This is a genomic window from Saccharopolyspora sp. NPDC050642, assembly GCF_040654735.1.
Classification (GTDB): domain Bacteria; phylum Actinomycetota; class Actinomycetes; order Mycobacteriales; family Pseudonocardiaceae; genus Saccharopolyspora; species Saccharopolyspora elongata.
The window spans coordinates 264,153-285,777 of record NZ_JBFAIN010000002.1 but is presented as its reverse complement, the minus strand read 5'-3'; the positions used below and the strand labels follow the sequence as shown (position 1 = coordinate 285,777).

Sequence of the window (21,625 nt, the reverse complement as noted above, 5' to 3'; positions counted from 1 at the left end):
AGCCGGTTCTTACCGGCTTCAACACTCACGAGCCTGAGCCGCGCGTCAGCGCTCGAACCGCCCAGCCTTAACAGCAGCGACGAAGCTGGACCACTGCGACGCATCCGCGACGAAGTACCCGGCCGACCGATCTTTCGTGTCCCGCACGGCGGTGCCGCTGGCTAACCGCCCGACCTCGACGCAGTTGCCGTTCGGATGGCTGTAAGTGGACTTCTTCCAACCTTGTATCGCGTTCATAGCGTGTGCTCCATCCCATCGATGATCTTTGCTATGAGTTTCGAACTGGCCTCTACGTCAAGGGAAACCTTGACAATGCTGTCTATGGCGTGCCGATACGCCTGAACGTCGTCGGCGTCCGGGACGAATGCGCCGGAGCTGTAGTGCTCGAAGTGCACAACCGGAGGCGAGTCTGGGAAGTCGTAGAGCACGAACGGGCCGACCAACCCGGGATGCCAACCGATTCGTGGTGGTACCACCTGGATCATCACGTTGTCCCGTGCGTTGAGTTCCAGCAGGTACTTGAGCTGCTCACACATCGTCTCGGGCGTGCCGATGCCGTCTCGTAGCGCATCCTCGCCGATCAATGCGAAGAAGTGCACCGGATTCTTGCCCGACACGACCTCGCGGCGGGCAATCCGGAGCATCACGCGGGATTCGATTTCGTGAGCAGGTAGCTCGCCTGCGGTCGAGATCGCGCGAGCGTACTCAGGTGTCTGCAACAGCCCGGGGATGACCGCTGGCGCCCACTCGACGATCGATGAAGCTGACCGCTCGCACTCCACGGCACCTGCCAGTTGGTGGGGAATTCCCGGCATACCAACGGTAAGCCAGTTCGGCTCGCTGGCGTGCCGCGCCAACTCGACCAGCCGTTGCTTCTCCTTGCCGGTGATTCCGGCTGCGGTCAACAGTGATGCGACGTCCTCCGGAGTCGGTACCCGGCGCCCGGTTTCCCAGTGCGAAACCGTCCCGTGACTGAGCCCCAATCGCTTGCTCAACTCGCGTCCACTGATGCCAGAACGCTCTCGAACCGAGCGGATCGCAGCGGCAAGCGCGCGGGCGCGTGGCGTCACGCCGCTTGTGTCTACAGGCATGAGACACATCGTAGGCAGGTTTAACTACCAGGCACTTCGCCTGATCGTGTAATTGATCAGTGTCTACTAGACAGGCAATCTGGCTACAGACGTTGCTGAAGTCTGATCCGAAGTTCTGCTTCGAGCCAGAGAGGTGGTCGTCGATGTATCCGTTCCACTGGGTTCCTGCGGATGGGCAGCGGCACGCGAGCCTGGATTCCCGTCCGGGCGGCGGCTATCCGACCGGCATGTCGGTGTCGACGTTGTGCGAGCGGGAGTTGCCGGCCGACAACTCGGATTTCGGCTGGCTGTGGTCCACCTGCGGCGACTGCAACGCCGAGGCGCACCGCATCGCCGGAACTCGCCCCGACGCCAATGGTTTCCAGGCGACGGCACCGGGCCGTGGGCGCTGAGAACGCGGTCCTGGCGGTCCTGCTACGGCGGGCCCAGTGGCTCCTCGACGACCTCGCCTTCCAGGTCGGCGCAGGTCACCGCACTGCAGACGACTTCGAAGCCGTTGCCGCCCTCCTCGACGAAATCTCCCAACTGCTCAGGGAAAAGTCCCCGACCAACGCGGAAGGACCCGCCGAATGCTCGTAATGCTCCCGACCATCGCCGTGATCATCGCCGCCCCGGCGCTCTTCCTCCTCGCCATGCACTGGAAGGCCGATCGCCCGCAGCACGCCGGAGGCGGCGAAGGCGCCTTGACGGTCTGGCAGCTGATAGCCGACGTCGAAGCCGAACGGCAACAACGTTCCCAACCAGGACGCCATCGCCTCCGTGAGCCGGCGCCCGACGACGAGGATCAACGCTCCACATCGGACACCGAGATCGTGGCTCCACCGCAGGAGATCCAGCGAAGGATCCTCGAAGCCCTCCATCGCCTCTGACACCCCGAGGCCACGGGCCCGGAAGCCGACGCGCCCCCAACCCCACGGCGCCGGGCCTCTGCGGGCCGGTCGGTGCGCCCCCTCCCCCCGCACCGACCGGCCACCCCGCCCTTGGCGGAGGTGGGGCAAGGACATTGCGAGACCGTCAGCCGATCGGCAGGCGGGCGCACTCGCGGCAGGCCCGGGCCGACGCCGCCAGCACCGCGTGCGATGCGACCGTGAACCCGCCCGCGAGCAGGATCAGCGGCCACGCGGTCGCCAGCGGCAAGGCGATGGCGAGCGCGATCCCGGCGAACGGCATGGCCACGCTGGCGGTGGTGCCCGCCCAGCCGACCAGCAGCGGAAGCCGGTCCGGCACGGGCAGCCAGCGGGTGAGCGGCCCGGTCGCGGCCAGGGTCGCCGCCGCGAGCACCCCGGCGGCCGCCGCGACCGCGGTCAGCAGCTGGACCGCGTGCGGCAGCTGCCAGCCCTGGATGTGGCTGGCCGTCCAGATCGCGTACCAGCAGACGATCAGGAATCCGACGGTGACGATGAGCGCCCGGGCGGTGTGCCGGGTCTGGGCGATGGTCAGCTCCTGCTGGCAGCTCGGCGCGAGCTCGCCGGGCGTCCCGAACTCCCGCACCGCCTGCTCGACGGCCTCCCGGTACGGCAGTCCTTCGGCGGTCTGCGCCGCCACCGCGTCGACCAAGCCGTCGCGGATCTCGCCGACCAGCCGGGATTTCGCCCGCGCCGGGCCGTGCAGGGTGTTCGTCAACTCGGCCGCGTAGTCCTCGATCGGATCGGCGCTCATGCGGTACCCCGCGATGGGTTGAGCACCGCGCCGATGGTGGCCGTGAACTCGTCCCAGGCCTTGCGCGCCTTGGTCAGGTTGCCCCGCCCGGCGTCGGTGAGCCGGTAGCAGCGGCGGCGCCGCTCGCCGATGGATTCCCAGCTGCTGCGCAGCAATCCGAGCCGTTCCAGCCGGTTCAGGGCCGGGTAGATCGTCCCGGTGCGCAGCTCCAGCGCGCCGCCGCTGCGCTGCTGGACCTCGGTGATGATCGCGTAGCCGTGCAGCGGTCCGTGCTCCAGCACGGCCAGCAGCAGCCCGTCCAGATGCCCTCGCACCGCATCGACCCTCATGAGTTGGCAGCCTACACAGGCGTGTATATATTGCCAATCAACATGTCGACAGGCTACATATTTGGGAGTCTGCGGTGACCAAGCTGCTGCTGTCCATCCACGTCCTCGCGGCGATGCTGGTGATCGGCCCGATCACCGTGGCCGCCTCGATCTTCCCGCGATACGCCAAGCAGGCGCCCGACTCCGACCGAGCTGCCGGAATCGCCAAGCTGCTGCACCGGATCTGCCGCGGCTACGCCGTCGCGGGCATCGCGGTGCCGGTCTTCGGCCTCGCGACCGGCGCCCAGCTCGGCGTCCTCGCCGACCCCTGGCTGATCATCTCGATCGTGCTGACGGCGATCGCCGCGGCCATCCTGGTGATGGCGATCCTCCCGGCCCAGCGGCGCATGCTCGGCTCGGCCGACGACCTGAGCGCCACGGCGACCCGGCTGGCCATGCTCACCGGCATCTTCAACGTGCTCTGGGTGATCGTCGTCGTGCTCATGATCGTCCGCCCCGGCTCGACGACGGGAGCGTGACGGCCGTGCTGACGCTGCGAATCGCGGCCGGCGTCGAGGCGGCCTCGCTGGTGATCCTGCTGCTCAACCTGTTCACCGCGCACCTGTCCGCGATCACGTCGCTCGGCGGACCGGTCCACGGCATGGCCTACCTCGTCACCATCGCGGCGACCTTCCTCGTCCCGGCCCCGCCGAGCGCCCGATGGCTCGCGGTCATCCCGGGCATCGGCGGCCTCCTCGCCCTGCGTCGAATCTCCGTCGTCCACCAGCGCTGACGAGTGGAGCGCCTCGCTCAGCGGAGCGCGGCGCGGTCGGCGTCGGGGAGCCAGTGGTGGGCTGCGTCGTAGTCGAGCCAGCCGCGCCGGGTCGCGGTTTCGGCGCAGGAGCGGCGAAGCACGTCGAGGGAGCGGCTCGGGTTTCCCCGTCGCCAGAGCAGGGACCAGGCGTAAAGCGGCGTGGGCCGGGTGAGGCGGACCCGGCTCAGCGGCGCGTTCTCCGGCAGCGGGACGCCGCTGGGCAGGATCGCTACGCGCTCCGGTTTCGCGCAGACCTGGTCGAGGAAGTGGTCCAGCCCCAGGTTGACCCCGGCCGCCTCCGCATCGAGTCCGAAGTGGACGGTGAAGCGGTCGAGGAAGTCCAGGCGATCCAGCGCGGCAGGGCACCAGATCGTGCTGCCGTGCAGGTCGGCGGGCCGGAGCTCCGCCGAGCCCGCCAGGGGATGGGCCGGGCCGACGATGGCGTCGACCGGTTCGAGGCGCACCACCTGGTGCTCGAACTCCTCGCCGAGCGGAGGAACCCGGCCGAACCCGGCGTCGATCTCGCCGCGCGCCAATGCCGTCGTCGCAGCCATCAGATCGCGGCTGAGCCCTAGCTCGGCGCCGAGACCGTTCTCGACGACGAGCCCGATCGTGCGCATCGGGGCGTACAGATGGCCCCAGACATCGACTCGCAACGATCGCTGCTCGCGGCGGGTCTCGGCCACGGCGAAGTCGGCGGCGGCAAGGGTCTGCTGTGCCGGTTCGAGGAAGCGGCGTCCGGCCTCGGTCAGCGCCACGCCGTGCTTGTCGCGGTCGAACAGCCGGACGCCCAACTGGCGTTCCAGGCGGGCGATCCGCTTCGACAACGCCTGCTGGCTGACGAAGAGCTGCGCGGCGGCTCGCCCGAAGTGCGATTCCCGGGCGGCCGCGACGAACGCCCGAACCTGCGCCAGATCAAGATCCACGCTCTCACCTCGAACGACAACCATCGGTTGTCACAGCGTACGGATCGCTGTTGGACCGCCGTGCGTCGGCCGATGTCTGCTTGGGGCGCAGCAGAACTTCCAGACGGAGCCGACGTGCACACCTTCTTCGACCAGCCGGATCTCCTCCCCGGCTTCGCCGACGCCAACCGCCCGCGAGCCATCGCGGCGGGCATCGACCCGTTCCAGTACGACGCCGTGACCGCCGAGCTCACGTCGATCCGGGACTGGCCGACGGCGTTCGTCCGCGTCGGCCGCGAACACCTCGCCCGTGCCGAGCAGGCCGATGAGCAGGGCCTGAGCGCTACGGCGGCGGAGGCCTACCGAGACGCCGCGCTGTGGTTCCACTTCGCCACCGTGCTGCCGAACCCGGACCTCGACGCGCACGCCGAATCCGCCAAGGCATCCGCTGACGCGCAACGCCGCGCCGACCCGGCCGCCGAGCACATCGCCGGCCCCGACTTCACCGGAATCCTGCGGCGCCCGGCGGGCCCCCGCGCGCCAGTCGTCGTGCTGATCCCGGGCATGAACTCCGGAAAGGTCGAGTTCATGCCGATCGCGGACAGCCTGCTCCGGCGCGGCGTCGCGGTCCTCGCCGTCGACGGGCCGGGCCAGGGCGAGCTCGCGACGCGGAGCCACTGGGAACCCGAGTACCAGAAGGTGGTCCACCGGGTGCTCGACGCCATCGCCGATCGGTCCGATGTGGACGGACAGCGGGTCGCGGCGATGGCGCTGAGCATGGGCGGCTACCTCGGCGCCCTCGCTGCGGCGCACGAGCCGCGCATCCGCGCGCTGGTCAGCGTCAGCGGCCCCTCGGCCCTGCACTGGGACCGGCTGGCGCCCTACGTGACGGACACCTTCGCGCTGCGCACGGGCAGCGTCGCGGCGGGCCGCGACTTCGCCAGCGGGATCAACGCCGCCGAGATCGCCCCGAGCATCGTCCAGCCGATGCGGGTCATCGACGGCGGCCTCGACGTGATCCCGGGAGTCGCCAAGGCCGAACCCCTGGCGCGCCACGCCCCGAACGCCGAGTACCTCCTGATCCCGGAGGGCAACCACCTGCTGGAGACCACCCGCTGGAAGTGGCTCCCCGACACGGCCGACTGGCTCGCCGACCACCTCCGCCGGTGAGGCGCCGCGGATCGGGAACTCGTGCCGCGCCGGTTTCGCGCGAAAACGGCTTCAGTCCGACGCCCGGCAGGGCAGTCGAGTTCGCGGCAGATGGGGCGCGAAGGGCGGCTCAGAACAGCGGCTCGCCCCAGGTGTCGGTGAAGACCAGCTCGGACAGCGGCTTGCGGATGCGCGGGCGCAGTTCCTTCTCCTGCAGCCGCTCCGGCATGCCGGTCAAGGTGCCCAGGCCGCCGACCGCGATCGCGACCACCGGCTCGAACTCGGCGGGCACGCCGAACTCGGCGCGCGCGGCGTCCCGGTCCATCCCGGCCATCTGGTGCGCGTAAAGCCTCTCGGCGACGGCCTGCAGCACGAGGTTCTGGGCCGCCAGCGCCAGCCCGTACTCGCCGTAGGGCATCGGCTCGCCATCCTCGTCGACCACCCGCGCGACGCCGATCGCCAGCGCCGCCGCATTGGCGGTCCACCCCTTGTTGCCGCGCGACAACGTGCCGTGGATCCGGTCGAAGGTCGCCTCGCCCCGGCGCGCCGCGATGAACCGCGCGGGCTGCGTGTTGCCCCACGACGGCGCCCACCTGGCCGCCTCGAACAACGCCGTGAACTGCCGGTCGCTGATCGTCGTGGCCGGGTCCAGCGCGCGCGGGCTCCACCGCTCGGCCAGCAGCGGGTGCAGCGGCACCGACGTCTCGGCGGGCTTGCTCGCCGGAACCTCGGCGGTGTATTCCTCGGCAGTCACGGGCACCTCCTGGATCGCTGGTGGCGAGTCTGTCCGCCGCCCGCGCCGATGTCCATCAGATCGCGTACTGCCACGCCGTCAGCGAGTAGGCGCCGAACCACGACCCGAAGAACACCAGCAGCACCGCGGTGGTCACCGCCGTCGTCGTCCGGCGCCGCGCCAACCCGATCGCGACCGGGATGAGCAGCGGGAACGCCGGCAGCATCAGGCGGACCTTGGAGTACATCAAGCCGTCCGAACCCAGGTCCAGCACCACCACGGCGGCCGCGAACGCCACCAGCGGCCACGGCATCCGCTGCCGCACGCACAGCACCAGCAGCACCAGCGCGGCCAGCACGATCCACACCGTGAACGTCTCGAGCACCGACTTGTCCGTGGTCAGCGCCTCGATCATGAACTTGAACGTGGCCTGCCCGCCGTCGAACGCCGACGACCAGCCCCGCTGCTGGAGCGCGAAGTAACCGGTGAGGCTGCCCGTCTGCAGCCCCACCCAGCCGATGTAGGCCAGCATCCCGGCCGGCGCCAGCACGATCGCCAGCCACGGGCGCCAGGTGTCCCGGCGGCGCACGATCGCCACCAGCGCGGCCAACCCGACGACGCCGATCAGCGCCGCGGCCGTCGGCCGAACCAGCCCGGCGCCGGCGCAGCACAGCCCGGCCAGCAGCCAGTTCCGCTCGACGACCCCGACCATCGCCCAGATCGCCAACGCGCAGAACAGCGCCTCGGAGTACGCCATCGACAGCACCACGGACATCGGGGCCGCCGCGAACAGCACGACCAGCAGCAACCCGGCGAGGTGCGAGCCGCCGACCAGGCGCCCCAGCCGGGCCAGCCCGTACGCGGCCACCACGCCGCAGGCCAGGCTCGCGGTGATCGCCGCACCGACGACGCTGACGCCCGGGACCAGCGACAACGCCGTGATCAGCCACGGATAGCCGGGGAAGAACGCCATCGGCGTCTCGGGGTAGCGGTTCCCGAAACCGTCGACCATGCTCGGGTCGACGCCGGCGTACCCGTTCGCCGCGATCTCCAGGTACCAGTGGCCGTCCCAGGCCTGCAGGTTGTCGACCAACGCCTCGTCGTTCGCGGCCGACAGCCACGCCAGCACCAGCAGTCCGACCAGCCGGATTGCGAGGTAAACCACAGCAGGGGCGAAAGCGACGATCATCCGGCGCTGCCGCGGCGAGCCCCGGCGCGGCCACTCGGGCAACCCTGAGTCCGGTTGTTTCCGCAGCGTAGCCGCGGTGTTTCCAACATCACTCAGAGGTGGATCGATCGCTCCTGGAGGGGTGGACAACCCGGTCCTCCGCTCTTGTCGACAATCGCGTCCCACAGGGTAGTGGCGGCATTTGGGATTGGGGTCGGGCGGTACCGGTTCGGTAGGCTAGTCCGGCAGCGGAGCGACCTGGTAGGAGGCCGTTTCGGCCCGGTGGGCCGACGCTGTCACCTGCCCGGTCGCGGGGCCCTCCGGCCCGCCACGCGGTGTGCCGGGGTGCTCCTTCGTCCACTCGGTGTCAGTGCGGGGACAACCCGCGCCCGGGACGACCGCACGGTCGAGGAGGTTTGTTTCACGTGGCGCTCGTCGTCCAGAAGTACGGCGGTTCCTCACTCGAAAGTGCTGATCGCATCAAACGGGTAGCCGAACGCATCGTGGAAACCCGCAAGGCGGGCCACGACGTGGTCGTCGTGTGCTCTGCGATGGGCGACACCACCGATGAGCTGCTCGACCTCGCCAAGCAGGTCAACCCGGCTCCGCCGGAGCGGGAACTCGACATGCTGCTGACCGCCGGTGAGCGGATCTCCAACGCGCTCGTCGCGATGGCGATCGAGTCGCTCGGCGCGGAGGCACGCTCGTTCTCCGGCTCCCAAGCCGGCGTGATCACGACCTCGGCGCACCAGAACGCGCGGATCATCGACGTCACCCCGGGTCGGGTGCAAGAGGCGCTGGAGCAGGGCCAGGTCGTCCTGATCGCCGGTTTCCAGGGCGTCTCCCAGGACACCAAGGACATCACGACGCTCGGCCGCGGCGGCTCGGACACCACGGCGGTCGCGGTGGCCGCCGCGATGAACGCCGACGTCTGCGAGATCTACACCGACGTCGACGGCGTGTACACGGCGGACCCGCGCATCGTGCCCGACGCCCAGCACCTCGAGCGGATCACCTACGAGGAGATGCTGGAGATGGCGGCGACCGGCGCGAAGGTGCTGCACCTGCGCGCCGTCGAGTACGCCCGCCGCTACGGCGTGCCGTTGCACGTCCGCTCTTCCTACTCACCCAAGCCCGGAACGATCGTGTCCGGCTCAGTGGAGGACCTTTCCGTGGAACAGGCGATGATCACCGGCGTCTCGCACGACCGGTCGGAGGCCAAGGTCACCGTGCGCGGGGTGCCCGACAACCCGGGCGTCGCGGGCCGGATCTTCCGCGTGGTCGCGGACGCCGAGATCGACATCGACATGGTGCTGCAGAACGTCTCCAGCACCTCTTCCGGCCTGACCGACATCACCTTCACGGTGGCGCGCAGCAACGGTGAGGTGGCCGTCACCGAGCTGGAGAAGATCAAGGACGAGGTCGGCTTCGAGCAGGTCGTCTACGACGACAAGGTCGGCAAGGTCTCGCTGGTCGGCGCCGGGATGCGGTCGCACCCGGGCGTCACCGCGACCTTCTGCGAGGCGCTGTCCAACGCCGGGGTGAACATCGACATCATCAACACCTCGGAGATCCGGATCTCGGTGCTGATCCGCGACACCCAGCTCGACGACGCGGTGCGCGCCCTGCACGACGCGTTCGAGCTCGGCAGCGACGAGGAAGCCGTCGTTTACGCGGGGAGTGGTCGCTGATGGCACCGACGCTGGCAATCGTGGGTGCCACCGGCGCGGTCGGCACCGTCATGATCGGCATCATCAACAACCGCGAGTCGGTGCCGTGGGGCGAGATCCGGCTGATCGCCTCGGCCCGGTCCGCGGGCAAGAAGATCACCGTGCGCGGCCGGGAGCTCACCGTCGTGGAGCTCGCGCCGGAGGCGTTCGACGGCGTGGACATCGCGCTGTTCGACGTGCCGGACGAGGTATCCGCGCAGTGGGCCCCGGTTGCCGCCGAGCGCGGCGCCGTCGCGGTGGACAACTCCGGCGCGTTCCGGATGGACCCCGACGTGCCGCTGGTGGTGCCCGAGGTCAATGCCGAGAAGGTGCACGAGCGCCCGAAGGGGATCATCGCGAACCCCAACTGCACGACGCTGTCGATGATGGCCGCGCTGGGCGCGCTGCACCGCGAGTTCGGCCTCCGCGAACTGGTCGTCTCCTCCTACCAGGCCGCCTCCGGTGCCGGTCAGGAAGGCATCGACCGGCTGTACGCGGAGATCGCGGCGGTGGCGGGCAAGGGCGTCGGCCAGCGGGCCGGCGACGTCGCCGAGGCGCTGGCCGCGGCCGGGCTGCCGGAGGAGACGCCGTTCAAGGCGCCGCTGGCGCTCAACGTGGTGCCGTGGGCCGGTTCGCGCAAGGACGACGGCTGGACCTCCGAGGAGCTGAAGGTCCGCAACGAGTCCCGCAAGATCCTCGGCATCTCGGACCTGAAGGTCTCCGCGACCTGCGTCCGCGTGCCGGTGGTGACCACGCACTCGCTGGCGGTGCACGCCACCTTCGAGCGCGAGGTGACCGTCGAGCAGGCGCACCGCGTGTTCGAGGCGCAGCCGACGATCGTCCTGCAGGACGACCACGACAACGGCGTGTTCCCGACCCCGGCCGGCGTGGTCGGCGGCGACCCGACGTACGTGGGCCGGGTCCGGCAGGCGCTGGACTTCCCGAACACGCTGGACTTCTTCGTCTGCGGCGACAACCTCCGCAAGGGCGCGGCGCTCAACACCTACGAGATCGCCGAAACCCTCGCGAAGTAAGCCCCCACGGGTTCGAAAAGGGCGCCTTCCCCCTGGTAGACGGGGGAGGGCGCCCTTTTGTGATACGGGTTCATTCGAACGTGTGTTTGTGTCCAATTCTCCTTGAACGCGGGAACCGGCGCCCGCCACAGTGGGCCCATGAACATCATTTCCTGGCCCGATCACCTGCTGACCCTGGACGAATTCACGGCGCTACCGGAGGACAATTCGCGCCACTACGAACCTGCTGCAAGGAGTGCGGATAGGTGGCTGTGCGTATCGGGCTCGATGCGCTGGGCTCATGTGCGCGCGGGGCCGCGACCTGAGCGGCTTGGTTTCGGCATCCGGCGGTTAGGTTGGGGACATGAGTCATGCTCCGGTCGTCCTCGGAATCGATCTCGGTACCACCGCGACGAAGGTCGTCGCGGCGGGCAGCGACGCTCACGTGCTGCACCAGACCGAGCTCGGGTATCCGCTGCGCACCGAGGAGCCCGGGGAGGCGACGCAGGACGCCGTCCAGGTCCGGGACGCGGCGATCGAGGCGCTGGCCGAGTGCGTGGCCTGGGTGAAGGAGCACGGCCACCCGGTCGCGGCGCTGTCGTTCAGCACCTCGATGCACACGGTCGTCGGGCTCGACTCGGCCGGCGAACCGGCCACGCCGTCGTTCAACTGGGCCGACACCCAGGCGGCCGGGGTGGCGGCGCGGCTGCGGTCCGACTGGGACGCCTCGTCGGCCCTGCACCGGGCCACCGGGACGCCGGTGCACACCCAGTCGGTCATGGTGAAGCTGGCTTGGCTGACCGGAAGTCGCCCCGACCTGACGCGTGACGTGGTGCGGTGGTGCGCGCTGAAGGACTTCGTCGTCGCCGGTTTCGTGGGCGAGTTCGTCACCGAGTACTCGCTGAGCTCGGGCAGCGGCCTGCAGGACATGACGACGCTGCGGTGGCACGAGCCGGCGCTGGAGGTCGCGGGCGTCCGCGCCGACCAGCTGCCGGAGATCCACGCGCCGACCGACGCGCTGCCGCTGAAGCCGCAGGTGGCCAAGGCCGTCGGCCTGCCGGAGGGGCTGCCGGTGGTGCTCGGCGGCGGGGACGGTCCGCTGGCGAACCTCGGAGTCGGGGCGGTCAGCCCCGGTGTCGCCGCGCTGTCGCTCGGCACCAGCGGGGCGCTGCGGGTGACGCGCGACCGGCCGGGCGTCGACGACCGGTGCCGGACGTTCAGCTACGCGATGGGCGACGGGCTCTGGGTGATCGGCGGTGCCGTGAGCAACGGCGCGGTGGTCGCCCAGTGGGCCTCGGAGACCTTCGGGGTCGACGTCGCGGACCTGCTCGACGAGGCCGCCGCGGTGCCGGCGGGGGCGAACGGGCTGATGGCCCTGCCGTACCTGCTCGGCGAGCGGGCCCCGTGGTGGGAGCCGGGCCTGACCGGCTCGTTCGTCGGGCTGCGGCACTCGCACGGCCGTGCCGAGATGACGCGCGCCGTCGTCGAGGGCGTCGCGCAGCAGCTCGCGCTGGTGCGGGACGCGGTGGTCGATTCCGGGGCCGAGGTGCGTGCGGTGCGGGCCACCGGCGGCGGCTTCCGCAGCGCGTTGTGGGCCGATGCCATCGCTGCGGCGCTCGACATCGACCTGGAACTGGCGGAGGGCAGCGGCGGGTCCGGGCTCGGCGCGGTGCTGCTGGGCTGGCGGGCGCTCGGCGAGTTCGACTCGCTGGAGCGCGCCGCCGAGCTGGTGACGCCGGAGGGCAAGGTCTCGCCGGACCCGGCGGCGGCCCGGGAGATGGCCCGCCGCCGACCGCTGGTGGAGCAGCTGCACGCGACGCTGCGCGACTTCGCGCTCTGACCGGCGCCGGTCGGATCCGCCGATCGGTTGAGCCAACTGGTCGCAACCGGTGGACCGGGTGCAGCAATCCGGAGCGCCAACCGGGTCCAGTTCTGGTTCAGACCAATTTTTCGGTGGCATACTGGGCCTCGCTATGACCCTCAGCGCGGCCCAGAGCAACCACGCCACCAGCGCGGACGACCCGCGCGAGCGGTTGCGCGCCGCCGGACTCCGGGTCACCAAGCCGCGGCTCGCCGTGCTGCGGTGGCTGGTCGGCCACCCGCACGCGACGGCCGACCAGGTGGCGACCGCGGTGCGCCGGCAGCTGGGTTCGGTGTCCACGCAGGCCGTCTACGACGTGCTCAACGCGTGCAGCAACGCCGGGCTGCTGCGGAGGATCGAGCCCGCCGGTCACCCGGCGCGCTTCGAGACCCGGACCGCCGACAACCACCACCACCTGGTGTGCCGCAACTGCGGCCGAACCGAGGACGTGGACTGCGTCCACGGCGAGGCCCCGTGCCTGACGCCGTCGTCCACGTCGGGCTACGAGGTGGACGAAGCGGAAGTCGTGTTCTGGGGCTACTGCCCGGACTGCCGCTCCTCGGCGACCGCGCCCGAGGAGTCCGGCCGCCACGACGAGGAACGATCATGAACCCTGCATGACGTGCGTCCCTGCGGTCAACGACGTCGCGAAGGCCCAGGAGCTCCGCCCGGATCTGAAACTCCATCGCATCCCCTGAACTGGAGTGTTGCGACGACTCCTAGAACCCAAGCGTGCCCCGGGTCTTCGCGCTTTCCGGTATCGCGGCGTCGTCCTCGACTTCGCCGTCCAGCGCTGGTGGGCTCATGAATGCCCTTCTTGCTCAGGCCTCGTACGTCCTGTTCTCCACATCGGGCCCGGATCGGGTTCACGAGTGATCCGACCGGGACGAGGATTTGGCTCGCACGCGCCGCTGCGTGGCTTGGGTTTCTGGGCGCCGCAGGGCCTGAGTGGGACGTGCGGGTGCGGGCGATCGGGTGAGTCCGAACACGGCGGGCTATTTTCTTGACTAGTTCCAGTTTTCTGGTGGCATACTGGAACCCGTCATGACCCGCGGCGAGCGAGCTGGGCCGCACTGGCGATGAGATCGCCGCCGAGGTCAAGGGCCGACGACGTCGGCCCGCCGCTGCTGACTGCGGCAACCACCACGAGCGAAGACCCGGGAGCCCCCGTCTCCCGGGTCTTCGCCCATCCGGGCCGATGATCGCGCCGGACCGCCCTGTCGCTTCAGTTGAAATCGGCCACCGCGGCCGAGGCCATGATTAATCCACAATGGATGGTGATGATCCGCGGGCGTGGGCCCTCGGGGTGTTCCGGCAGTTTCAATTGAAACTGCCATGGGTCACCGAGGCTCAGGGCCGAGCGCCTGCGCCGGCGTTGTCTGGCGCCGATGCGGATCCCCGAACCGCCTCGTGCCGATCAGGGGCGCTGGCGGACCTCGTCCACGAACGCGGTCTCGACTTCGGCCGAGAACGTCGAGCCGAGGTAGGCGTAGGTGGTCGGATCGAAGACCAGGATCTCCTCGCGGATGTTCTCGCCGTCGGGCTTCGGGAACGAGATGCCGACACCGGTCCTGCCGATCGCGTCCTTCGCGTCCTTGACCACGGAGATGCCGGGGACCTTGGTCGCAGCCTCGAACACGGCCGCCCTCGACTCCGGTCGCACGTACGACTCGGCGACGATGTCGCGGATCTCCTCGCCGATGAGCCACGCGCTGCCGGGGTCGGAGCTGCGCTCCTTCAGGTAGTCCAGCATTCCGGCGGCGTCGGTCGGCAGGACGTAGATGTGCCCGGGGACCGGCGAGCAGTATCCGGTCTCATCGGTTGCGGGGGTGTAGGTCTTGCTGTCCCCGCAGCGGGGCACCTCCAGCTCGGTTTCCCCGCCGTACTGCACGATGAGGCCGTCACGCGTCCCGTCCGCGGACAGCCACGTCTCGCGGATTCCGGCGGCGCTCTGGGACTTCGTGTAGACGAACTGATCGGGCCGCGGCGGGTGGTCGGGGAGATCCGGCGCCGCGGTGACCAGCGCCGATTCGGCGTTCGCCGTCGGGGTGCCCCCGTCGCTCTCCCCGAACGGAGCGAGCGTGAGCACGCCGGAGATCGCGGCGGCGAGACCAACCGCGACCGCGCCCGGCCACGCCATCCGTCGCAGCGGTCGGCGCTGTCGCGCCACGGCGGGTGCGTCGCCGGATCGTTCCGCGGCGGCCAGGTGGTCGTGTGCCGGTGCGAGTTCGCGGGTCGGCTGCGTCTCGTCGAATTCCGTCATGAACTGCCCCCAAAGAGGTCTGCGAGTCATCTGGTGTTTCGCGACCCGATCGATTTGGCAGGTCGAGACTCCGCTGGCCGAACGCGCCGGCGAGGCCATCGACCGTCCTCCTCGATCCGATCAGGTACACCTCGTTATCCGCACGGAATCGACATCTGGTTCACGCTTGATGCGGCCAGCGGCATCGCCAGGCGCAGCCGCCTGCGACACGGGAAGGCTCCGTGGTGGGGCGAGCAGGGCGGCTCGGACGGCTCGCGACAGATCGTCCCGTGGTCCGAGGAAATCTGGACATCGCGAAAACCGGTGCGTGCACCATGTCCACAATGGATCGTGGTCAATCGCGGGCGTGGGCTCCCTGGGCGTTCTGGGGCTGGCCGGGTTGCGGATGGTGGTGCCGCTGCGGGTGCCCTTGCTGCGGGCTCTGAGGGCCCGGTTGCGAGTGAGCGCCGCGCTGTGCCGAAGTGCCGTGCGCGCCAGTGGAACCCTGCTGGCCCGAGGGGCCGTGCTGACCCGAAGAGCCATGCTGACCGTGGGCGGATTGCTGGCGTTGAGGATTCTGCTGGTGCTGCGAGCTCTGCGGCTGCTGCGGGGTTTGCGGCTGCTGCGGACCGTGGGTCTGGTGGAGGATCAGACGTTCGCAGCTGCGCAGTACGGTGCGGACCGCATCGCGGTGCGGCCGGTCGTGCAGCGGGTTCACCGCCTGCTCCCGCCAGCGCGACAGCGCCGCGGCCGCTTCGTCGGCCAGATCCACGGCCAGGGCCGTCTCGTCCCGGCCGAGCCGCGCGTGCGGCGCGCTGCCGAACGCTCCCAGCAGCCGCTTCGCTTCCGCCTGCAGCGGACGGGCGAACCGCACCTGCCCGGAATCCAGCGCCGACAGCAGCCGCAGCTCGTTCCATTCGTGCGCGTTCGCCAGCATCCGCTCGAATTCGCCGCGCAACTGCTGCACGCCGGGACGGGGATTCGCACGCAGCACCATGTCGACGGCCAGCAACGCCGACCGCGCGCGCAACGCGTCCTGCCGCTCCACGAACTGCTGGTGCACGGTCTCCTGCAGCAGATTCAGGCCGCTCTCGTCGAGCAGCGCCGACTGCAGCTTCTTCCGCTCCGTCACGCCGCTGCGGATCAGCGTCAACGCCCGCACAACGCCGTAGTGGCCGAACCGTTCGAGGAGGCGCTGCCGGGCCGGTCCCGGCGTCGATTCCATGGTGCTGTTGATGAATCGATCCGCCGAAAGCAGCAGCGCGTCCTGGTCGTTCTGGGGGAGTCGCGCAACGTTGTGCAGCGCCATGAAGTCGTCGTCGGTCATCGTCGCCACGGCCTGCCCGAGCAGCCCGACCACGGGGATCAGGTACTGCGCGAACGAACGCAGCGTGGGGTCGTTGCGGTAGCGGTCGGCGATCCGCTCGGCGGCTTCGAGCGCCTCCGCGCCGCCGCTGCCCGTCTCGTCGGCGCGCGAGAACGCGACGATCGTGTTGATCGGCACGCACCGGGCGGTCTGCAATTCGTTGACGGACTGGAGGAACTGCAGGTCCGTCTGCCGCGGGTACCGCGTCAGGTACAGCACCGCGTCCGCCTCGGACAGGATCTGCGCGAGCGCGGAGCGGCCCGTCTCCTGCACCGCCGCGGACGCGACGCCCGGCGTTTCGATCAGCGTGATCGCCTGCAGCCCCGGCGTCGGCGACTCGATGACCAGCCGGGACACCTCGTCCGGCCGCCAGTGCTGCAGGTCGCGGATGGTGCCGGTGTCCAAAGTGGTCACCGGCACGTTCTGCACCGCGCCGTGCGGGGTGTGCACCAGGATCTTCGGTTCCGGCCCGTACTGGTAGAAGGTGCTGACCTGGGTGCGCTCCTCGGCGTCGGTGGGCGCGAGCTCCGCGCCGACCAGCGCGTTGATCAGCGTCGACTTGCCCGCCTTCACCCGCCCGCCGACGGCGATGCGCAGCGGCTGGTCCAGCCTCTCCAGCCGGCCGCGCAGCCACGTCGAGGTGCGCGGATCGTCCCGGTAGAAGGTCATGGTGCGGATCAGCAGCGCCCGGGCGCGTTCCAGCAGGGGATCGCCGCTCATGCCGCGGTGATCCGGTTCTGCGTCAGCATCGTCGCGCGTCGCTGCAGCACCGCGAGTTCTTCCAGCTTCTGCCGGATCTCCCTGGCGCGCTGGTCGCGGTCGACCGCGCTGCGCTCCGCCGATCGCTTGATCTCCTGGATGGCCCGGCTGATCTCCATCTGGGCATCTTCGGTGATCTGCATGTAGTGCGCGTGCAGGCCCCGGTGAACGCCGCGGATGGCGTCCCTGGCCTCCTTGTTCACGTGGAAGATGACCTGCTCCACGTAGCGCTGCACGGCGGCCTTGGCCTCGGCCTGGCGGCGGCGCAGCCGCAGGTCCTTGTCCTCGCCGAGGCTCTTGAGGCCCAGCAGCACGCCCGCCGAGATCGACACCACGTTGATCAGCGGCAGGAACGCCGAGGTGATCAGGCCGAACATCAGCACGCCGCCGTAGGAGCCGCGAAGACCGGTGAGGAACTGGTCGAAGCGCTTGTACTCCGAGCCGGGCGGCAGCTTCGGCTCGGGAACATCGCCCAGCGGTTCCGGCTGCTGGAGCTCCGTCAGGTCGGGCAGGTTGCGCCCGTGTTCGGCGAGCATCTCGTTGGCGACCTGCTCGGCGAGCCGGGCCTGCCGGAGGTCCAGCCACTCGAAGGTTTCGACGATCGCGTCGGTGAGCCGCGCCTCGAGCCAGTCGAGGAACTCGTCCCAGACCTCCAGCGGGTCCGCGGTTTCGAAGGCCTCGTTGACCTGGTGCAACACCGCCCAGCTGCGTTCCCGGAAGTCGAACTCGATGTCGGTGTACAGCTCGGAAACGCCGTCGTTGAGCGCCTTCTGCCAACGGGCCGAGACGCGCCGGAGGTCTTCGGCGCGGTGCTGCGCGGTCTCCAGCTCGATCAGGGTTTCGGCCGCGGTGCGCGGGTTCTGCGCCGCCAGCTCGGCGCGCAGCGCTTCGTTGACCTGGGTCAGCGCCTCGGAAACGTTGTGCGCCACCAGGCGCCTGGTCATGTTGTCGTGCTTGCCCGCCATCTCCTTGAGGAATTCCAGCAGCGGCGGGAATCCGGATTCGGCGTTGAGGTTGGCGTCCCTGGCCTGCATCGCGTGCATCCGGATGTTGGCCGAAACCGGGAAGATCTTGGCCGCTATCCCGGCGTTCTCCAGGTGTTTCCGGTTGACTTCGAGGACTTTCCGCCAGTGCGGCGTGCGGTCGATCTTCGGCAGCACCAGCGCGACGTTCGGGCACAACGCGGTGGCCTGCTTGAGGAACGTCAGCTCGTTGGTGGTCAGTTCCTGGGTGGCGTCGGAGACCATCAGCAGCGCGTCGGCCTCGGCGACGACGGAGAGCGTGGTGGCCGTCAGCGACGAGGACACGCTGCCGACGCCGGGCGTGTCCATCAGCGCGAGGCCGTTCTGCAGCACGGCGCGGGGGATGCCGACCTCGCCGCGGGTGACCGGGCGCCCGAGCGCGAGGGCGCGTTCCAGCTGCTCGCCGACCTGTTCTATCGGCACCGGCACGCGATCCAGGGCGGCGGGGCCGCGCGTCGCCTCGTGCTCGATGAGCAGGGCGGACGGCTCGTCGGAGTACCGGACCAGGGTGGGCACGACGGTGGTGACGTCGTCGCCGGAGGCGCACACGGACGCGTTCACGATGGCGTTGACCAGGGCGCTCTTGCCCTGCTTCGACTCACCGACGACCAGCACGAGCTGCGTCGGGTCGAGCACGCGGGTGCGGATCTGCCGCAGCCTTCCGTGCAGATCAGCGCGTTGCTGCTCGGCACATTCCGCAGTCGCGCGATCGATCAGTTCCACCAACGCCGTCTCGATCACGGCGTCGATTGTGGCGTGCCGCGGCGAATAGAGAAACCCAAACGGCTGAACTCACATCTCAGGCGTGCACTGGGAGTACCAAAAGTGCAAGTTTTCCGAGCGAAAGGCGAAGAATGCCGGGATCCGCGAATCACGGATCCCGGCATTCAGTTGCTCACTGCGTTCAGAGCACGCCGTCCAGCGGCAGGGCGCTCGTCACGGTGTCGAGAGCGCCACCGGCGACGTCGCCGACGACCGGCAGGTCCTGCGGGGCCGGCAGCGGCAGGGCCGAGGTCACGTCGTCGACCGGCAGGGCCGAGGTCACGTCGTCGACCGGCAGGGCGGAGACGTCGCCAGCGCCGCCGGCGATGCCACCCACGGTGTCGACCACGCCGCCGACGACCGGGACGTCGCCCAGGACACCGGTCACGTTGTCGGTCACGTTGGTGATGTCGCCACCGGCGACGTTGGACACCAGGTCACCGGCGACCGGGATGTTGGTGGCGACCGAGGTGACGTCGCCGACCACGTTGCCCACGACCGGAGCGTTGGTGACGACCGAGGTCAGGTCGCCGTTGCTCACGTTGGTGGTCACGTCGCCCAGCACGTTGGTGACGTTGTTGGCGATGTCGCCGACGACCGGGGCCTCGTTCACGACGTTGAGGACGTCGATGTTGGTCGAGTTGTCGACCACGTTGGTGACGTCGCCGTGCACGACGGTGGCGGCACCCGCGGTCAGGTCGACGCTGGTGTCGAAGACGTGCGTCGCGGTCTGGTTGACCTCGCTGACGCTGTTGTCGATGGTGTTGGTGACGCTGCTCAGGTCGAGGCTGTCGCCGACCTGGCCGACGGTGTTGCCCACGACGCTGCCGACGATGTTGCCGTTGGCGATGTCGTTGCCGCTGGCGATGTCGTGGATGCTGATGAAGTTGTGCGAGTCCGTGTCGTTGTGACGCACGTCGATGTCGACGTTGTTCGACGGAGCCGGGGTCGCCGGGACGGCCGGGATGGTGGGCTCGACGTCGCCGTTCTTACCGAAGTCTTCGGCGGGGGCGGGGTTCTTCAGCATGCTCAGATCTTCCTGCTCGTTCGGATGTGCGGGATGCAGTTGGTTGATCGCGACGTGTTGGGTGCTCGCAGCGAATTTCTCGACGCTGCTCTGGAGTGAGCGGTCGTACTCGGTCACGACCTCGACCGGCGCGTAGTCGAGGACCAGTGACGTGGCTTGCAGTACGTCCGTCGCGGTCATGCCCCCGAGGCCGGCCTGATCCAGCGTGGCTTGCGGATCAGAGTCGAAGGCCGATCGGGCTGCCGGGTCGCTGACGAGGCGCGTGAGGAACTCGTGCAGCGTCGGCTCGTCCGACGGGCCGGTGGTGGAGTGCGTCCCCGGGTCGGGAGTGGAGGACTCGGCCGCGTGCTGAGGGTTCACCATCGTTGGGCCTCCCGATGCTCAGCGGTTACTCGGCTGGGTGTCCGAGTGAGGTCGCGCGGTCCTCACTTCCTGCCGAACACGTTAGGGCGACGGGGCCCCCTAGCCATCGGGTACGACTCCTAGTTATTCGAACCTCTATTAGGGGATCCGATGGGTGGCCCATTGGGGGGTAGGTTGGGGCATCTGACACCTGTGAGTAACCGAGTACGCGCTAAATTGTGTCCACTCCGCGCCACGCGGGCATCGCCCGATGGTGGCCGATTCGGTAACACGAAGGGATTGCATGCCTTACGTCCTGGGCATTCATCTAGGCGCGACGGCGACCACGGCCGCCATCGCCCGCCGGGACGGCAGCCGGTGGGCGGCGGCCGTGCCGGTCCCGCTGGCGGCCGGGCCGGTGGTGCCGACGGTGCTGTGCAAGGTGCAGGACGGCTCGTTCGTGGCTGGTGAAGCCGCCCAACGGCAGGAGATCACCCACCACGAATGGGTCGCCCGCGGCTTCACCGGGCGGCTCGGGGACGACCTGCCGCTGCTGGTGGGCAGCGAGTTCATCCCGGCGCAGCGGCTGGTCGCGACGATGGTCGAGTGGGTGGCCGACGCGGTCGCCCACCGGCAGGGGCATCCCGCCGAGCACATCGCCATCGCGCACAGCGCCACCTGGGGTCCGCACCGCACCCGGCTCGTCCACCAGGCGCTGGTCCAGCTCGGGCTGACCGACGTGACGCTGGTGGCCGAGCCGATGGCCGTCGCCCTGGACTACGCCGCCAAGCAGCGGGTCGCCGAGCACGAGCCGATCGTCATCGCCAACGTCGGCGGCAGCGGCTTCGACGCCACGGTGCTGCGGCGGCGCGAGCACGGGTTCGAGGTGGTCGGGTCGCCGCTGAACGCCGACCACCCCAGCGGCCAGGACCTGGACGACGAGATCTTCGCCGCCGTGCGCGCCGAGTTCGGCGACCGGCTGGACGCGCTGGACCTCGCCGATCTCAACCAGCGGGCCGCCCTCGCGCACCTGCGCGCGGAGTGCGTCCGGGCGAAGGAAGCGCTGTCGCACCAGTCCGGCGTGCAGCTGCGAGTGGAATTGCCCGGTCTGCGCACGGAATTCGCATTGTCCCGCTCGCGGTACGAGCAGCTCGCCCGGCCGCACCTGGAACGGGTTCCCGAGCTGATCCTGCAGGCGGTGCAGTCGGCGACGCTGTCGCCGGACGACCTCGATTCCGTCGTGCTGGCGGGCGGAACCGCGCGCACGCCGCTGCTGAAGCAGCTGGTGGCCGAGCGGTTGCAGCTGCCGCCGCAGGTCGACGTCGCGCCCGAGCTGGCCGCGGCCGGCGGGGCGGCGCTGGCGGCGGTGCAGGTGCTTTCCACCGACACCGACCAGGGTTCGGTGGCCGAGACCAGCGTGCTGATGCGCATCGAGGGCCCCGAGGAGTCGTTCGACGACGACGCGGAACCGGTGGAGGCGCCGCGCCCGCCGGTCGACGTGGAGCCGCTGCCGCTGGAACCGCCGGACGAGGACCGGGCCCGGCGGATCAAGATCATTAAACTGTCGATCGCCGCCGTGCTGATCATCGGCGGGCTGCTGCTCACCTACTTCCTGCCCAACAACGCGCCGCTCGGCGGCGTCCTCAGCGCGATCCAGCACATGCGCCAGTGACCCGGATGACAAGGACTCCAGGC

Annotated in this window: 21 protein-coding genes; 10 read left to right on the top strand and 11 right to left on the bottom strand. The window is 69.7% G+C overall.

Going from position 1 to position 21,625, the window contains the following annotated elements; genetic code table 11:
* Positions 1–45 precede the first annotated feature (45 nt).
* A complete protein-coding gene (locus AB0H93_RS05050; RefSeq protein ID WP_358567598.1) occupies positions 46–237 on the bottom strand; it encodes a DUF397 domain-containing protein in 192 nt (63 codons plus the stop codon).
* Entirely contained in the window at positions 234–1,091 is an 858-nt protein-coding gene (locus AB0H93_RS05045; RefSeq protein ID WP_358567596.1) for a helix-turn-helix transcriptional regulator, read from the bottom strand. The genes AB0H93_RS05050 and AB0H93_RS05045 overlap by 4 nt, the downstream gene beginning before the upstream one ends.
* A 143-nt stretch (positions 1,092–1,234) precedes the next feature.
* Between AB0H93_RS05045 and AB0H93_RS05040 the strand changes: the two genes are divergently transcribed.
* Positions 1,235–1,483, top strand: a complete 249-nt coding sequence (locus AB0H93_RS05040; protein ID WP_358567594.1) for a zinc finger protein — start codon at positions 1,235–1,237, stop codon at positions 1,481–1,483.
* Positions 1,484–1,669: 186 nt separating this feature from the next.
* Entirely contained in the window at positions 1,670–1,960 is a 291-nt protein-coding gene (locus tag AB0H93_RS05035; protein ID WP_358567592.1) for a hypothetical protein, read from the top strand.
* A gap of 145 nt (positions 1,961–2,105) precedes the next feature.
* Here AB0H93_RS05035 and AB0H93_RS05030 read toward each other — a convergent pair whose 3' ends face one another.
* Positions 2,106–2,750, bottom strand: coding sequence for a permease prefix domain 1-containing protein (locus AB0H93_RS05030; protein WP_358567589.1), 645 nt, complete (start codon positions 2,748–2,750; stop codon positions 2,106–2,108).
* Positions 2,747–3,079 (bottom strand): helix-turn-helix transcriptional regulator, encoded by a 333-nt coding sequence (locus AB0H93_RS05025; RefSeq protein WP_132479018.1) that lies wholly within the window; start codon positions 3,077–3,079, stop codon positions 2,747–2,749. The genes AB0H93_RS05030 and AB0H93_RS05025 overlap by 4 nt, the downstream gene beginning before the upstream one ends.
* A gap of 74 nt (positions 3,080–3,153) precedes the next feature.
* Between AB0H93_RS05025 and AB0H93_RS05020 the strand changes: the two genes are divergently transcribed.
* Both AB0H93_RS05020 and AB0H93_RS05015 read left to right on the top strand, forming a co-directional pair.
* Positions 3,154–3,597 carry a hypothetical protein gene (locus tag AB0H93_RS05020; RefSeq protein WP_358567585.1) on the top strand — a complete coding sequence of 148 codons (444 nt, stop codon included), beginning with the start codon at positions 3,154–3,156 and terminating at the stop codon, positions 3,595–3,597.
* Positions 3,598–3,602: 5 nt separating this feature from the next.
* Positions 3,603–3,851, top strand: coding sequence for a hypothetical protein (locus AB0H93_RS05015; protein ID WP_358567582.1), 249 nt, complete (start codon positions 3,603–3,605; stop codon positions 3,849–3,851).
* 17 nt (positions 3,852–3,868) lie between these two features.
* Here the strand turns inward: AB0H93_RS05015 and AB0H93_RS05010 are convergent, their stop codons facing one another.
* The gene (locus AB0H93_RS05010) at positions 3,869–4,798 is read right to left on the bottom strand and encodes a LysR family transcriptional regulator (RefSeq protein ID WP_358567580.1); all 930 of its coding nucleotides are present in this window, start codon (positions 4,796–4,798) and stop codon (positions 3,869–3,871) included.
* Between the two features lie 114 nt (positions 4,799–4,912).
* On the opposite strand from AB0H93_RS05010, the gene AB0H93_RS05005 reads away from it, so the two are divergent.
* Complete coding sequence (locus AB0H93_RS05005) at positions 4,913–5,947, top strand: alpha/beta fold hydrolase (RefSeq protein ID WP_358567577.1); 1,035 nt, start codon at positions 4,913–4,915, stop codon at positions 5,945–5,947.
* A gap of 109 nt (positions 5,948–6,056) precedes the next feature.
* On the opposite strand, the gene AB0H93_RS05000 is transcribed toward AB0H93_RS05005, so the two are convergent.
* Entirely contained in the window at positions 6,057–6,680 is a 624-nt protein-coding gene (locus AB0H93_RS05000; protein ID WP_358567574.1) for a nitroreductase family protein, read from the bottom strand.
* Between the two features lie 55 nt (positions 6,681–6,735).
* Positions 6,736–7,824, bottom strand: coding sequence for a mannosyltransferase family protein (locus AB0H93_RS04995; protein WP_358567571.1), 1,089 nt, complete (start codon positions 7,822–7,824; stop codon positions 6,736–6,738).
* Positions 7,825–8,252: 428 nt separating this feature from the next.
* Here AB0H93_RS04995 and AB0H93_RS04990 point away from each other — a divergent pair, with 428 nt between their 5' ends.
* The 4 genes from AB0H93_RS04990 to AB0H93_RS04975 all read left to right on the top strand — a co-directional run bounded on the left by AB0H93_RS04990 (position 8,253) and on the right by AB0H93_RS04975 (position 13,020).
* A complete protein-coding gene (locus AB0H93_RS04990) occupies positions 8,253–9,518 on the top strand; it encodes an aspartate kinase (protein ID WP_093267339.1) in 1,266 nt (421 codons plus the stop codon).
* Positions 9,518–10,570 (top strand): aspartate-semialdehyde dehydrogenase, encoded by a 1,053-nt coding sequence (locus AB0H93_RS04985; protein WP_358567568.1) that lies wholly within the window; start codon positions 9,518–9,520, stop codon positions 10,568–10,570. Before AB0H93_RS04990 ends, AB0H93_RS04985 begins: the two co-directional genes overlap by 1 nt.
* A 343-nt stretch (positions 10,571–10,913) precedes the next feature.
* Positions 10,914–12,389 (top strand): gluconokinase, encoded by a 1,476-nt coding sequence (locus AB0H93_RS04980; protein WP_358567565.1) that lies wholly within the window; start codon positions 10,914–10,916, stop codon positions 12,387–12,389.
* A 133-nt stretch (positions 12,390–12,522) separates the two neighbouring features.
* Complete coding sequence (locus AB0H93_RS04975) at positions 12,523–13,020, top strand: Fur family transcriptional regulator (protein WP_358567562.1); 498 nt, start codon at positions 12,523–12,525, stop codon at positions 13,018–13,020.
* A gap of 807 nt (positions 13,021–13,827) precedes the next feature.
* On the opposite strand, the gene AB0H93_RS04970 is transcribed toward AB0H93_RS04975, so the two are convergent.
* The 4 genes from AB0H93_RS04970 to AB0H93_RS04955 all read right to left on the bottom strand — a co-directional run bounded on the left by AB0H93_RS04970 (position 13,828) and on the right by AB0H93_RS04955 (position 19,951).
* Positions 13,828–14,673 carry a CU044_5270 family protein gene (locus tag AB0H93_RS04970; RefSeq protein WP_358567559.1) on the bottom strand — a complete coding sequence of 282 codons (846 nt, stop codon included), beginning with the start codon at positions 14,671–14,673 and terminating at the stop codon, positions 13,828–13,830.
* 334 nt (positions 14,674–15,007) lie between these two features.
* Complete coding sequence (locus tag AB0H93_RS04965) at positions 15,008–16,738, bottom strand: dynamin family protein (RefSeq protein WP_358567556.1); 1,731 nt, start codon at positions 16,736–16,738, stop codon at positions 15,008–15,010.
* Positions 16,735–18,540 carry a dynamin family protein gene (locus AB0H93_RS04960; protein ID WP_358567552.1) on the bottom strand — a complete coding sequence of 602 codons (1,806 nt, stop codon included), beginning with the start codon at positions 18,538–18,540 and terminating at the stop codon, positions 16,735–16,737. Before AB0H93_RS04960 ends, AB0H93_RS04965 begins: the two co-directional genes overlap by 4 nt.
* A 163-nt stretch (positions 18,541–18,703) precedes the next feature.
* Entirely contained in the window at positions 18,704–19,951 is a 1,248-nt protein-coding gene (locus tag AB0H93_RS04955) for an IniB N-terminal domain-containing protein (protein WP_358567549.1), read from the bottom strand.
* A gap of 283 nt (positions 19,952–20,234) precedes the next feature.
* Between AB0H93_RS04955 and AB0H93_RS04950 the strand changes: the two genes are divergently transcribed.
* Complete coding sequence (locus AB0H93_RS04950) at positions 20,235–21,602, top strand: Hsp70 family protein (RefSeq protein WP_358567546.1); 1,368 nt, start codon at positions 20,235–20,237, stop codon at positions 21,600–21,602.
* The last annotated feature ends 23 nt before the right edge of the window (positions 21,603–21,625 follow it).

Coding starts and splice junctions, on each gene's coding strand:
- AB0H93_RS04975 (WP_358567562.1), top strand. CDS start 12,523: ATGACCCTCAGCGCGGCCCAGAGCAACCACGCCACCAGCGCGGACGAC.
- AB0H93_RS05030 (WP_358567589.1), bottom strand. CDS start 2,750: ATGAGCGCCGATCCGATCGAGGACTACGCGGCCGAGTTGACGAACACC.
- AB0H93_RS05025 (WP_132479018.1), bottom strand. CDS start 3,079: ATGAGGGTCGATGCGGTGCGAGGGCATCTGGACGGGCTGCTGCTGGCC.
- AB0H93_RS04970 (WP_358567559.1), bottom strand. CDS start 14,673: ATGACGGAATTCGACGAGACGCAGCCGACCCGCGAACTCGCACCGGCA.
- AB0H93_RS05040 (WP_358567594.1), top strand. CDS start 1,235: ATGTATCCGTTCCACTGGGTTCCTGCGGATGGGCAGCGGCACGCGAGC.
- AB0H93_RS04980 (WP_358567565.1), top strand. CDS start 10,914: ATGAGTCATGCTCCGGTCGTCCTCGGAATCGATCTCGGTACCACCGCG.
- AB0H93_RS04985 (WP_358567568.1), top strand. CDS start 9,518: ATGGCACCGACGCTGGCAATCGTGGGTGCCACCGGCGCGGTCGGCACC.
- AB0H93_RS04950 (WP_358567546.1), top strand. CDS start 20,235: ATGCCTTACGTCCTGGGCATTCATCTAGGCGCGACGGCGACCACGGCC.
- AB0H93_RS05035 (WP_358567592.1), top strand. CDS start 1,670: ATGCTCCCGACCATCGCCGTGATCATCGCCGCCCCGGCGCTCTTCCTC.
- AB0H93_RS05050 (WP_358567598.1), bottom strand. CDS start 237: ATGAACGCGATACAAGGTTGGAAGAAGTCCACTTACAGCCATCCGAAC.
- AB0H93_RS04965 (WP_358567556.1), bottom strand. CDS start 16,738: ATGAGCGGCGATCCCCTGCTGGAACGCGCCCGGGCGCTGCTGATCCGC.
- AB0H93_RS04955 (WP_358567549.1), bottom strand. CDS start 19,951: ATGGTGAACCCTCAGCACGCGGCCGAGTCCTCCACTCCCGACCCGGGG.
- AB0H93_RS05045 (WP_358567596.1), bottom strand. CDS start 1,091: ATGCCTGTAGACACAAGCGGCGTGACGCCACGCGCCCGCGCGCTTGCC.